The organism is Paraglaciecola sp. QJM3NY_14 (genome assembly GCF_056173245.1).
In genome coordinates, this window is sequence record NZ_CM149664.1 from 2,949,844 (window position 1) to 2,962,117 (window position 12,274).

At 44.2% G+C, this 12,274-nt stretch carries 11 protein-coding genes; 1 reads left to right on the forward strand and 10 read right to left on the reverse strand.

Annotated elements, in window-relative coordinates; genetic code table 11:
- Positions 1-3: 3 nt before the first annotated feature.
- Together AC0VYA_RS12405 and lrp are read right to left on the reverse strand one after the other, a co-directional pair.
- Positions 4-2,517: a DNA translocase FtsK gene (locus AC0VYA_RS12405; protein WP_475488456.1), complete on the reverse strand. Its 2,514-nt coding sequence runs from the start codon at positions 2,515-2,517 to the stop codon at positions 4-6.
- 124 nt (positions 2,518-2,641) lie between these two features.
- Positions 2,642-3,127: a leucine-responsive transcriptional regulator Lrp gene (gene lrp / locus AC0VYA_RS12410; RefSeq protein ID WP_011575249.1), complete on the reverse strand. Its 486-nt coding sequence runs from the start codon at positions 3,125-3,127 to the stop codon at positions 2,642-2,644.
- Positions 3,128-3,277: 150 nt separating this feature from the next.
- Here lrp and ald point away from each other — a divergent pair, with 150 nt between their 5' ends.
- Positions 3,278-4,408: an alanine dehydrogenase gene (ald, locus tag AC0VYA_RS12415; RefSeq protein ID WP_011575250.1), complete on the forward strand. Its 1,131-nt coding sequence runs from the start codon at positions 3,278-3,280 to the stop codon at positions 4,406-4,408.
- Between the two features lie 97 nt (positions 4,409-4,505).
- Here the strand turns inward: ald and pyrF are convergent, their stop codons facing one another.
- The 8 genes from pyrF to serC form a co-directional block, all read right to left on the reverse strand.
- Positions 4,506-5,201: an orotidine-5'-phosphate decarboxylase gene (gene pyrF, locus AC0VYA_RS12420; RefSeq protein WP_475488457.1), complete on the reverse strand. Its 696-nt coding sequence runs from the start codon at positions 5,199-5,201 to the stop codon at positions 4,506-4,508.
- Between the two features lie 6 nt (positions 5,202-5,207).
- Positions 5,208-6,377: a lipopolysaccharide assembly protein LapB gene (lapB, locus tag AC0VYA_RS12425; protein WP_475488458.1), complete on the reverse strand. Its 1,170-nt coding sequence runs from the start codon at positions 6,375-6,377 to the stop codon at positions 5,208-5,210.
- Positions 6,378-6,379: 2 nt separating this feature from the next.
- Positions 6,380-6,673, reverse strand: coding sequence for a LapA family protein (locus AC0VYA_RS12430; protein WP_475488459.1), 294 nt, complete (start codon positions 6,671-6,673; stop codon positions 6,380-6,382).
- A gap of 175 nt (positions 6,674-6,848) precedes the next feature.
- Positions 6,849-7,139, reverse strand: a complete 291-nt coding sequence (gene ihfB, locus AC0VYA_RS12435; RefSeq protein WP_006991151.1) for an integration host factor subunit beta — start codon at positions 7,137-7,139, stop codon at positions 6,849-6,851.
- 70 nt (positions 7,140-7,209) lie between these two features.
- On the reverse strand, positions 7,210-8,883 hold the full coding sequence (rpsA, locus tag AC0VYA_RS12440) for a 30S ribosomal protein S1 (RefSeq protein WP_011575253.1): 1,674 nt from the start codon (positions 8,881-8,883) through the stop codon (positions 7,210-7,212).
- A gap of 123 nt (positions 8,884-9,006) precedes the next feature.
- Positions 9,007-9,684, reverse strand: coding sequence for a (d)CMP kinase (gene cmk / locus AC0VYA_RS12445; protein ID WP_011575254.1), 678 nt, complete (start codon positions 9,682-9,684; stop codon positions 9,007-9,009).
- A 125-nt stretch (positions 9,685-9,809) separates the two neighbouring features.
- On the reverse strand, positions 9,810-11,099 hold the full coding sequence (gene aroA / locus AC0VYA_RS12450; RefSeq protein ID WP_475488460.1) for a 3-phosphoshikimate 1-carboxyvinyltransferase: 1,290 nt from the start codon (positions 11,097-11,099) through the stop codon (positions 9,810-9,812).
- Between the two features lies 1 nt (position 11,100).
- A complete protein-coding gene (serC, locus tag AC0VYA_RS12455; RefSeq protein ID WP_473481077.1) occupies positions 11,101-12,186 on the reverse strand; it encodes a 3-phosphoserine/phosphohydroxythreonine transaminase in 1,086 nt (361 codons plus the stop codon).
- Positions 12,187-12,274: the final 88 nt, after the last annotated feature.

Below are 12,274 nucleotides of genomic sequence, written 5' to 3' on the forward strand. Positions count from 1 at the left end.
AAATTAATCTCTTGGTGGTGGAGGTGCCAACACTTCTCTATTACCATTGTGCCCTGGTGGCGTTACGACACCACTTTGTTCCATTTGTTCGACCAAGCGTGCTGCACGATTGTAACCAATTCTAAATTTACGCTGCACACTTGATACTGACGCGCGGCGTGACTCAGTGACGAAAGACACGGCTTCATCGTAAAACACATCAAACTCTTGATCGCCGCCTTCTGGTTGCTCACCGGGCAGTAATACCTCAGCTGTGGTGTCACCGTTGAGAATCTCATCAATGTATTGCGGTGCACCGCGGCTTTTCCAATCGGCTACTACAGCATGTACTTCTGGGTCATCAACAAACGCGCCGTGGACCCGTGTCGGCACGCCAGTGCCTGGTGGCAAGTACAGCATGTCGCCCATTCCCAATAAGGTTTCAGCGCCTTGTTGGTCTAAAATGGTCCGTGAATCTATTTTTGATGACACCTGAAACGCAATACGGGTAGGAATATTGGCTTTTATCAAACCAGTGATAACGTCAACTGACGGACGCTGTGTGGCGAGTACCAAATGAATACCAGCCGCTCTGGCTTTTTGGGCTATACGGGCAATAAGCTCTTCGACTTTTTTGCCAACGATCATCATCATGTCAGCAAATTCGTCGACCACGACCACGATAGCCGGCAGTTTTTCCAAATCAGGCGCTTCCGTTAACATGCTCTCTTCTGATTTCCACAAGGGATCTTTTATCGGTTGGCCTGCTTCAATCGCATCTTTGACTTTCTGGTTGAAGCCTTTGAGATTACGTACCCCCAGGGCTGACATTAAACGGTAGCGACGCTCCATTTCCCCAACACACCAGCGCAGTGCGTTGGCCGCTTCTTTCATGTCGGTTACCACTTCAGCGAGCAAATGCGGTATGCCTTCATAAACAGACAATTCAAGCATTTTCGGGTCAATCATGATCATACGCACGTCTTCTGGCGTTGATTTATACAACAGGCTCAAAATCATGACGTTAACCCCAACAGACTTACCTGAGCCAGTGGTACCTGCCACTAATAAATGTGGCATTTTGGCTAAATCAACAATTACAGGTTGGCCTGATATATCTGCTCCTAACACCATGGTTAAATCGGACTCGGCTTTTTGAAACGCGTCACAGCTAATCACTTCGCTCAAGCGCACCATGTCGCGCTTTTTATTGGGCAACTCTAAACCTATTACCGATTTACCTGGAATGACTTCCACCACGCGCACCGAAATAGCAGACATCGCACGGGCCAAATCTTTTGAAAGACCGGTAATCTTACTGACTTTGACACCTGGCGCTAAGTCCATCTCAAAACGGGTGATAACAGGCCCAGGATACACACCTACCACTTGTGCATCGATGTTAAAGTCTTTTAGTTTTTCCTCGAGTAAGCGAGAGACCATTTCAAGCTCTTCAGGGGTAATCGGATTTTTAATTTTGTCTGCTCGTTGCAGTAAATCAAATGACGGCATTGGCTCAGGAGGTTTACTGTCGGCAATCGCTTTAGCTGCCGCTTGCGCCTCAAGATTGGCTTTAACGTCATCAGAAACATAAACGCCATTATGCGCCTTATCCTTGGGCTGCTCAGCAGGTGCTTCTGGCTCATCCTGCATTTCATCAATATCGTCTTGCGATTTCTTTTTACGACCAAAGCCTATCTTGTCGCGCAACTCGCTGATTGAAATTGGGCTCGATTCCTCTTTTTTCGGTTCGGGCTCGAACAACACCTCATCGGGAATACTAAAACTCGGTTCAGGCTCATCATGACTAAAAGGCGTCACACTTGGCTCTACACGCTGGTGATCGGGTGTATAAGGCGGTGGAACTGAAGTATTCAGCTTGTCATCAGTGCTTGCTTGCTCGTCCTTACTATCGCGATTAAAACCGAGTCGTAGCATGGGAGCTTCTTGGATTTTCTGTGGCAGAGACCAAGCACCTGTTGCAAACGCGACGGCCAACGCACCGGTTTTATCGACAACGGTTAACCATGAAATTCCAGTTAAAAACGTAAAGCCAGTGCAAAACAAGCTAAGTAAAATAAGAACCGTACCGGCGAAATTGAGATAAGGAACAAGCGATGCGCTAATCACATCTCCTAACATCCCTCCTGCCGAGAAATAGAATAAGTCATTAAAGTTAAGGCTGGCTATTCCCGCTGCACCAACAAGGGCCAATAATAGTCCTAAAATTCGCAGTCCAATCGTTAAATAGTCAAACTCAGAAATACGCTTACGTTGCTGGAACATAAACCAACCGGCGAATGCCGCTGTGAAGGGGAAGATATAAGCAATGTAGCCGAACATAAAAAATAAAATATCAGCTAACCAAGCGCCAATCGCGCCAACCCAATTGTGAATGTCACCTTGCAAACCAGCTTGGCTCCAGCTTGGGTCGGCTGGATGAAAAGAAGCCAATGCGAGGAGTAAGAAAAAAGCAAATGCGCAACTGAGCATCATGCCTACTTCCATAATCCGTTGGATACCTGTGAGTCTTGCCATAGCGTTTTCTTTCAACTTAGGGTTACTGCGTAAAATTAGCTGTATAAGATACCAGTGCTTTGGTCAAAATCCTAGACAACGGCGTGCTTATGCCCAGTATTTGAGCAATCTGCGGTTAAACAGTTCAGCGTTGATTAATTTTCACCATGGTGGTGTCTTTGACTTCTTCCATTACAACGTAAGTTCGAGATTCATTCACTCCTGGTAATCTAAGTAGGGTGTCACCAAGCAACTTACGATAGGTCGACATGTCCGCCACTCGCGCTTTAAGTAAAAAATCAAAATCACCAGAGACTAAATGACACTCTTGGATGTCTTCATGCTGTTTTACCGCAGTAGAAAATAGCTCAAATATATCAGGCGACGTTTTGGTCAACGTAATTTCCACGAAGACTAACATCGCCGCACCGAGTTTTTGTGGGTCGACTCGCGCATGATAGCCTAGAATATAGCCTTGACTCTCAAGACGTTTAACTCTTTCTAAACAAGGGCTTGCACTTAAACCGACCTTATTGGCTAAATCGATATTTGATAAACGGCCGTTCTTTTGCAGCTCACTTAAAATATTACGATCGATTCTATCGAGGTGTTTAGGTGTTTTTATTAACATAGATAATACTGCATTTAATGGCTTTCTCCCTATTTTATACTTAAAGCATTAAATCTTCAGAATAATTTTCTTCGAACCTTCACTTATACTTCGCTCATTATGCAATACCGCATTCAATCGCCCTCGGGTTCAACCTTCAAAGGAAAATTTATGCTAATTGGTGTACCAAAAGAAATTAAAAACCACGAATATCGCGTAGGTCTTACGCCTGCTGCAGTTAAAGAGTTTGTTGTTCATGGACATCAAGTACTAATTGAAGATAATGCGGGTACCGCTATTGGCTTTACCAATGAAGAGTTTATTGCTGCCGGTGCTGAAATAGTGCCTGATGCAGCAACCGTTTTTGCCAAAGCTGAGATGATTGTAAAGGTTAAAGAGCCGCAAGAAAATGAATGCAAAATGCTGCGCAAAGGCCAAACCTTGTATACCTATTTGCACCTTGCCCCCGATCCTAAACAGACCGAGCTACTAATTGAATCTGGCGCAACCTGCATTGCCTATGAAACAGTAACTGATAACCGCAACGCCCTGCCCCTTCTTGCACCAATGAGTGAAGTTGCTGGTCGTATGGCGGTACAAGCTGGCGCGCACTATCTTGAAAAAGCACAAGGTGGTAGTGGTACATTGTTGGGTGGTGTGCCAGGGGTAGCTCCGGGTAAAGTGCTAATTATCGGTGGCGGTGTTGTGGGCACCAATTCAGCTAAGATGGCGTTGGGCCTTGGTGCTGATGTCACCATTTTGGATCGCTCTTTACCGCGTTTACGTGAGTTAGATGATATTTTTGATGGCCGTGTTAAAACTGTTTTTTCAACAGTTGATGCTATTGAGCATTATTCGTCAAAAGCTGACTTAGTGGTGGGTGCAGTACTCATTCCTGGCGCTGCAGCACCTAAACTATTGACCGCAGAACATGTTAAAAACATGAAAGAGGGCTCAGTAGTGGTTGATGTCGCTATTGATCAAGGTGGTTGTTTTGAAACCTCAAAAGCGACGACACATCAAGATCCGGTTTATATCGTAGATGGTGTTGTTCACTATTGCGTAGCAAACATGCCTGGCGGTGTTGCGCGTACATCCACTATGGCACTGAACAATGCAACGCTACCTTTCGGTTTAGCTTTGGCTAACAAAGGGCCTAAGCAGGCTATGTTAGATGATGCTCATTTGCTTAACGGCTTGAATGTGCATGAAGGTAAAGTTACGTACAAAGCGGTAGTTGATGCACTCGGAAAATCTTTAGGGTTGACCTACACCGATCCTAAAACGGCACTGAGTGCCTAAACATCAATGGATGTAGATTAAATAAAAAAGGCACTCGAGAGTGCCTTTTTTATGCGTTTAGAAATTTAACGTAAATGTCTAAATTTTAAATATTAGCTCAAGCGATAGATGCATTAATAGCGTCAAGCGCAGCGACTGGATCCTTCGCTTGCGTAATAGGACGGCCAATAACCATGTAATCCACCCCAACTTGCATAGCCTCTTGCGGTGTCATAATACGTTTCTGATCACCAACGTCACTCCCTTGGGGACGAATACCGGGCGTCACCAACATAAATTCCTTACCCAAAGTCTCTTTTAACATTGCAGCTTCTTGTGCCGAGCATACCACTCCGTCAAGTCCTGCATGTTTGGTTAGGGATGCAAGCGTTAACACGTGCTCCATGAGCGATGATTGAATACCAATTTGTAACAGCTGACGCTTATCCATGCTGGTAAGCACTGTTACTGCGATAAGATGAGGCTTGTCTTGACCGAACTGAGCTAAGCCTTCACGAGCACGAATCATCATATCTTCGCCACCAGAAGCATGTACGTTCACCATCCATACGCCTAAATCTGCGGCGGCGATGCACGCTTTGGCAACGGTATTTGGAATATCGTGGAATTTGAGATCGAGGAATACATCGAACTCCTTCGCCACCAAAGTGCGAACAAACTCAGGACCGAAATACGTGAACATTTCTTTACCGACTTTTAGACGACACTGAGATGGGTCAATCCTATCTACAAAATCAAGTGCGTCTTTCTTTACATCAAAATCAAGTGCGATAACCACTTTTGGATCTTGCATTAACGTTTATTCTCCGTCTAAGCCTTTAATCGGTTTAACCTGGCCCCATTTTTTACAGGATGGGCACAACCAATGTATTTGCCCGCCCGAAAAGCCACAGCTGTGACAGCGATATTTAGGTCGCTGCTTAATCTGCTCTTCAACAAGCTCTTTTAATAGCACAAGGCTATTCATGGACTCATCAGGGGCTTGTTGTTCAATATACAACCCCATAAGCGTTTTAAAGCCTTTCATGGTGGGATGTTTACGCAGTTGATCAAGCAAAACATCAGCCGCTTCTTTTGTTAAACCCTGCCGTGCCATTAATTTCACTTTGGCTAGATAGGAAGTGGCACATTGCTGCCAATATTCGTTAAGGATATTTTCTAGCTGCTCAAGATCGCCCAGTGCTTCAGCGCTTTGTTCTATCAGCGGCACCGCCTCACTCAACCAAGATATATCACGCAAAGGCACTTGTTGTAAGTACTCGATGGCGGTCTGATATTGCTCTTGGCTAATCGCTATTTGCCCTAGCATTAGCCATGGGCGAACGGTATTTTGGTCAGCCATAATGGCTTTTTGCAAGGTTTTCTCGGCTAGATTAAGTTCATTTTTACGTACATAAATAGCCGCTTGCTCACAATAAAAATGCGAGATGCGAATGCATAGCTCGTCACTATCGCCATGATTTTCCATCATATTCTCAGCCAGCTCTATCCCTCTGCCCCATTCTTTGGTGGCTTGATAGATATCGAAAAGCTGCTGTTGTGCATCTAGAAAATGTTTGTCTGAATTCAATAGCTGCAGAAAAGCGTTCTCAGCACGCTCTAAAAATCCTGCAAGCACATAGTCCTTGCCCAATTCTTTGAGGGCAGATTCGCGCTGTGCAGGGGAAATTTGTTCTTTACTGACAAGGTTTTGATGAACGCGGATTGCTCTGTCTAACTCGCCTCGGTGTCTGAAAAATTTGCCCATGGCAATATGGGTTTCAACCGTATCACTGTCGAGGTTGATCATTTTTATGAGAGTATCGACGGCCTTATCAGGCTCATCAGATAAGAGGAAATTTAAGCCTTTATAGTAATGCTTAGATAAAATACTAGATTGCTTACGCTGTGCTTGACGTACGCTATTGCGCCCCATCACCCAGCCATATCCGGCGGCTACAGGTAATAGCAGAAAAAGCAGTTCAAGCATAATTAAAGGGAGTCTACACGATTAGATTTTTTAAGTTGGCGTTCTAAACTTGCTACTCGCCACTTTAATCGTAAAACATAAAGTGAGAATAGAATTACGCAGAGTAGCACACCACATAAGAACACAATCAGCATAAGTAATGACACACGGATGTCGCTCTGCGCTACAAGATAATTTACTGTGACACTATGGGTATTTTGAGAACCAATAAAGCCGCCTATTAACAGCAAGACTAATACAGCAATAAGAGATAGTAATCCCTTCAACTTCATACTTATTTGCCTCCTAGTGGGCATTTGGATCTGAACTCTTTTTTATAAACATACTTTACTCATTTCTGAATTAAGTATTCGAAACAGCTACCACTACGGCCAATAACGAGATGTGTTTATAAACGTCATTTATAATTTACTACACTCTAACAAAAACGGCACCCCAATTGGAGTGCCGTTTTAATGATTTAGAGATAAATCAAGCAATTAAATCTTCGTTGACCCTTTCTCGTAACTCTTTACCAGGTTTGAAGTGGGGAACGTGTTTACCGTCTAACTCCACTGTCTCACCTGTTTTCGGGTTACGTCCTACGCGAGGCGCGCGGTAATGCAAAGAGAAACTTCCAAATCCACGGATTTCGATGCGTTCACCTTTCTGTAAGGTTTGCGCCATTTGCTCTAGCATTTCCTTGATAGCCAACTCAACGTCTCTTGAAGGTACGTGACGGGCTTTATCCGCTAGTCTTTCGATAAGTTCTGACTTTGTCATTAAAACTCTCCTTCAATATATAAGTACGTTGTGAAAATTTATCGGTGCGTATAATACGCACCTTGATTGATTAATCTTCGCTCTTCGCCGCTTTAAAGGCTTCAGCAAATGCGTTAGCAAAACCAACTTCTTCTTGTTGGTTAACTTTGTCAAGTGCTTCTTTCTCGTCTGCTTGGTCTTTTGCTTTAACAGACAAGTTAACGATGCGGTTCTTACGGTCAACGCCCATGAACTTAGCTTCGATTTCGTCGCCTACAGATGCTACTTCAGATGCATCTTCAACACGTTCGCGAGCTAAATCAGTTGCGCGGATGTAACCTTCAACTTCTTCTGCAAGTTTAACAGTTACGCCTTTGGCGTCAACTTCAGTCACAGTACCAACAACGATAGTACCTTTCTTGGTATCCGTCAGGTATTGGTTAAACGGATCTTCTTCAATCTGTTTAACACCTAGAGAGATACGCTCACGCTCTGGGTCAACTTGTAGAACAACAGCAGAGATTTCGTCGCCTTTCTTGTATTCACGAACAGCGTCTTCGCCAGTCTTGTTCCAAGAAATGTCAGACAAATGTACTAAGCCGTCAATGCCGCCGTCGAGACCGATAAAGATACCGAAGTCAGTAATAGACTTGATCTTACCACTAACTTTATCGCCTTTGCTCTGTGCCTTAGCAAACTCTTCCCATGGGTTAGGTTTACATTGCTTAAGGCCAAGAGAAATACGACGACGCTCTTCGTCAATTTCAAGAACCATAACTTCAACAGTGTCACCCAAGTTAACCACTTTAGATGGGTGAATGTTTTTGTTAGTCCAATCCATTTCAGATACGTGAACTAGACCTTCAACGCCGTCTTCGATTTCAACGAAACAACCGTAGTCAGTTAGGTTAGTGACTGCACCGCTCAATTTAGAACCTTCAGGGTAACGCTCTGCAATTTCTTGCCAAGGATCGTTGCCCATTTGTTTCATACCTAATGAAACACGAGATTTTTCTTTGTCGAACTTAAGTACTTTAACGTTGATTTCATCACCAACATTAACGATTTCACTTGGGTGCTTAACGCGTTTCCAAGCCATATCAGTAATGTGTAGAAGACCATCAACACCACCAAGATCAACGAACGCGCCGTAATCAGTAAGGTTCTTAACGATACCTTTAACTTCATGGCCTTCTTCAAGGTTAGCAAGAAGTTGATCACGTTCTGCGCTGCTTTCTGCTTCGATAACCGCACGACGTGAAACAACCACGTTGTTACGCTTAGCATCAAGCTTGATAACTTTGAATTCCAGTTCTTTACCTTCAAGATGAGTCGTGTCGCGTACTGGGCGTACGTCAACCAATGAACCAGGTAAGAATGCACGAACTGTATTCACTTCAACCGTAAAGCCACCTTTGACCTTACCATTGATAACACCTTTAATCGTTTCTTTGTCATCGTAAGCTTTTTCTAGCTCAACCCAGGCTTCGTGACGTTTTGCTTTTTCGCGAGACAAGATTGTTTCACCGAAACCGTCTTCAATTGCGTCTAGAGCAACGTCAACTTGGTCTCCGATTTCAACATCTAGTGTACCGTCAGCATTACGGAATTGTTCAGCTGGGATCGCGCTTTCAGATTTCAAACCTGCGTCTACAAGTACGATGTCTTTGTCGATAGATACGATAGTACCTTTAACAATTGCACCTGGACGGGTTTCGATTTCTTTTAAGCTTTCTTCAAATAGTTGAGCAAAATTTTCAGTCATAGTTAAGTTATTTGTTTCATTTTGACATCCACACTGCAATCCGGCTAACGTGGGGTTGTTATTCATTGCCAACTTCATCCTGATGTTGGGCAGTTTACAAGTGATATAATGCTAGCTCTTAAATCAGATTTCGATTTTAGAACTAGCAAATTCAGTAATTTTATCAATTACTTGCGTTATTGTTAATTCAGTAGAATCAACAATAAGCGCGTCTTTTGCTGGTACTAAAGGCGCTACACTGCGATTTGAGTCGCGCTCGTCACGAGCCTCTATGTCAGCCAAAAGGCGCAATATGCTAACATTATGACCAGCCTCTTTCAACTGATTAAATCTACGGCTAGCACGCTCTTGGGCGCTCGCCGTAAGAAATATCTTTACATCTGCCTCAGGGAATACAATGGTACCCATGTCACGTCCATCGGCGACAAGACCTGGCGCTTCTTTAAATGCTCGCTGGCGACGCAGTAACGCCTCACGAATACTTGGTAGTGACGCCACTTTGGAGGCCACTGCCCCGACCTCTTCTGTACGAATGTCATCACTGACATCTTCACCTTCTAAAATCACCTTACAGCCATGCTCTGCTGGCTCAAAGTTAACATCCAAGCCTGAAGCCAGTGGCAATAGGCCTGCTTCGTCATTAGGATCAATTTGATGATGGATAGAGGCGATAGCCAAAACACGATAGATCGCGCCGCTGTCGAGGAAATGCCAACCTAAACGATTGGCTAATAAGGTACTCACGGTGCCCTTACCAGCTCCACTTGGGCCGTCTACTGTGATGACGGGAAATAATTGCATGCTCTCTCCTGAGCTAATGAAAATCGCGCGCAATTATACCCGTTGAATTTATATAAGCAATGTAAGCAAGTTTACAATCTTGTGACCACTGTAAACACGAGCTCATGTTCACAGCGGTCACTAATTTAGGCGCTTATTTGCTTTAGGCGAGTGAAGTAATCAGGGAAGGTTTTAGCCGTACAGTCAGGATCGTTAATCGTCACAGGTGTATCGCTCAATGCCACAAGTGAAAAACACATGGCTACGCGGTGATCATCGTAAGTATCGATATCAGTTTGAATCAACGTGTTCGGAGGCGTAATAGTGATGTAATCTTGACCTTCGATAACCTCTGCACCCACTTTACGTAATTCACACGCCATAGCGGCTAATCTGTCTGTTTCTTTGACGCGCCAATTATAAATATTACGAATTGACGTGGTGCCTTTGGCAAATAATGCGGTCGTTGCGATGGTCATTGCTGCATCAGGGATGTGGTTCATGTCCATATCGACCGCAATCAAAGGTGCACCTGTGACTTCAATATAGTCATCACCCCATGTGATTTTCGCGCCCATTTTTTCGAGCACATCGGCGAAACGAATATCCCCTTGAATACTCTTCTTTCCTACGCCGGTAACACGCACCGTGCCGCCTTTAATGGCACCCGCGGCTAAAAAGTAAGATGCAGATGAGGCATCACCTTCAACCAAAAAATCGCCAGCAGCTTGGTACTGTTGGTTACCTTTGACAGTGAAGCTTTGGTAGTTGTTGTTTTCAACGGTTATACCAAATTGCGCCATGGTATTAAGCGTAATATCTATATAAGGTTTCGATACCAACTCTCCGACAATATTGATAACGCTGTCATGTTCAAATAATGGCGCAGCCATGAGTAGCGCGGTTAAAAACTGACTAGAAACCGTGCCTTCCACACTAATATTGCCGCCTTTTAACGCCATACCCTTCATTTTTAATGGTGGATAGCCTTCATTTTTCAAATAGGTAATCTGAGCACCGGCTTGGCGTAGTGAATCAACTAAGGCGCCAATTGGGCGCTCTTCCATCCGGGGTTCCCCCGTTAATTCAAACTCACCTATGGAGGTGGCTAATACAGCACATAAAGGACGCATGGCGGTGCCTGCATTGCCTAAAAATAATGTCTCTAGATTATCCACACTAAAACCACGACCTAAGCCCTGCACCCAACACTCGGTTTTATCGTCAGATAAGCGGTATTTTACACCCAGTTGAGTCAATGCTTTTAGCATGTGCCGAATGTCCTCACTGTCGAGTAAATTAGTGAGATGCGTTTCACCATTTGCTACTGCGCCAAGCAATAAAGCACGATTAGACAAACTTTTAGAGCCAGGCACGTTAACTGTGCCTGAAATCGCCGAAATGGGATTGAGTAACAATGGAGCTGAACGACTCATATTAACCATTCCTCTTAGCAAATTCTTGCATGAAGTTAACCAAGGCTTGCACACCTTCGATTGGCATGGCGTTGTAGATACTAGCGCGCATACCACCAACAATACGATGACCTTTTAAAGCTTTTAGCCCAGCATTTTCAGCTTCAGCTAAAAACTGCTTATCTAGTTCTGCATTTTTCAAATGAAACGTGACATTCATGCGAGAGCGATATTCAGGGGCAACATTGTTGCTATAAAAACCTAGGTCATCAATACATGAGTAAAGTAGATCTGATTTAGCTTTGTTGCGTTCAGCCATCGCTGCTACGCCGCCCTGCTCTTTCAACCACTTGAAAACCAAGCCTGCTAAATACCAAGCAAACGTTGGTGGCGTGTTATACATAGAATCATGTTTAGCGATAACCGTGTAATCGAAGATCGCAGGGGTAATCGAGCGTGCCTTGTCCAACAAGTCGTCGCGAACTATTACAACGGATAAACCTGAAGGCCCAATATTTTTTTGGGCTCCGGCGTAGATCACGCCAAATTTACTCACGTCGATAGGTTGCGACAAAATATTCGATGACATATCTGCCACAAGGGGTATGTCTCCTGTTTCTGGGATCCAGTTGATTTCAACTCCATCTACCGTCTCATTGGGGCAATAGTGAATATAAGCGGCATCAGGATTTTGATTCCAAGTCTCTTGGGCAGGCATCACCACTAGGCCGTCTTCATTAGTCGTAGTAGCGGCAATATTCACGTTAATGTATTTTTGCGCTTCATCAACGGCGCTTTTTGACCAAGAGCCACTCACTATATAGTCAGCGCTGTCACCTTCTTGTGACAAGTTAAGAGGCACTGCAGAGAACTGACCACGGCCACCACCGTGAGTAAACAACACTTTGTAGTTATCAGGGATACTCAATAAGTCTCTCAAGTCTTGCTCGGCGGTTTCAGCAAGGGCGATAAACTCTTTACTACGGTGACTCATTTCCATCACCGAACAACCTTGGTTCTGCCAGTTGATGAATTCATTTTGGGCTTGCTGCATCACAGCTTCGGGTAACATGGCCGGACCGGCACAAAAATTATAAACCTTGGTCATTCTTTAATTTCCGATACAAAAAGAGCGGCTAAGCCGCTCGTTTTAATAAACTATAGGATGATAAAGTAAGCGTGCAGCCTACCTTTTC

What these genes read in the sequence shown, in the direction of transcription:
- AC0VYA_RS12405 (WP_475488456.1), bottom strand. Translation starts at nt 2,517, where the DNA reads ATGGCAAGACTCACAGGTATCCAACGGATTATGGAAGTAGGCATGATG.
- lrp (WP_011575249.1), bottom strand. Translation starts at nt 3,127, where the DNA reads ATGTTAATAAAAACACCTAAACACCTCGATAGAATCGATCGTAATATT.
- ald (WP_011575250.1), top strand. Translation starts at nt 3,278, where the DNA reads ATGCTAATTGGTGTACCAAAAGAAATTAAAAACCACGAATATCGCGTA.
- pyrF (WP_475488457.1), bottom strand. Translation starts at nt 5,201, where the DNA reads ATGCAAGATCCAAAAGTGGTTATCGCACTTGATTTTGATGTAAAGAAA.
- lapB (WP_475488458.1), bottom strand. Translation starts at nt 6,377, where the DNA reads ATGCTTGAACTGCTTTTTCTGCTATTACCTGTAGCCGCCGGATATGGC.
- AC0VYA_RS12430 (WP_475488459.1), bottom strand. Translation starts at nt 6,673, where the DNA reads ATGCCCACTAGGAGGCAAATAAGTATGAAGTTGAAGGGATTACTATCT.
- ihfB (WP_006991151.1), bottom strand. Translation starts at nt 7,139, where the DNA reads ATGACAAAGTCAGAACTTATCGAAAGACTAGCGGATAAAGCCCGTCAC.
- rpsA (WP_011575253.1), bottom strand. Translation starts at nt 8,883, where the DNA reads ATGACTGAAAATTTTGCTCAACTATTTGAAGAAAGCTTAAAAGAAATC.
- cmk (WP_011575254.1), bottom strand. Translation starts at nt 9,684, where the DNA reads ATGCAATTATTTCCCGTCATCACAGTAGACGGCCCAAGTGGAGCTGGT.
- aroA (WP_475488460.1), bottom strand. Translation starts at nt 11,099, where the DNA reads ATGAGTCGTTCAGCTCCATTGTTACTCAATCCCATTTCGGCGATTTCA.
- serC (WP_473481077.1), bottom strand. Translation starts at nt 12,186, where the DNA reads ATGACCAAGGTTTATAATTTTTGTGCCGGTCCGGCCATGTTACCCGAA.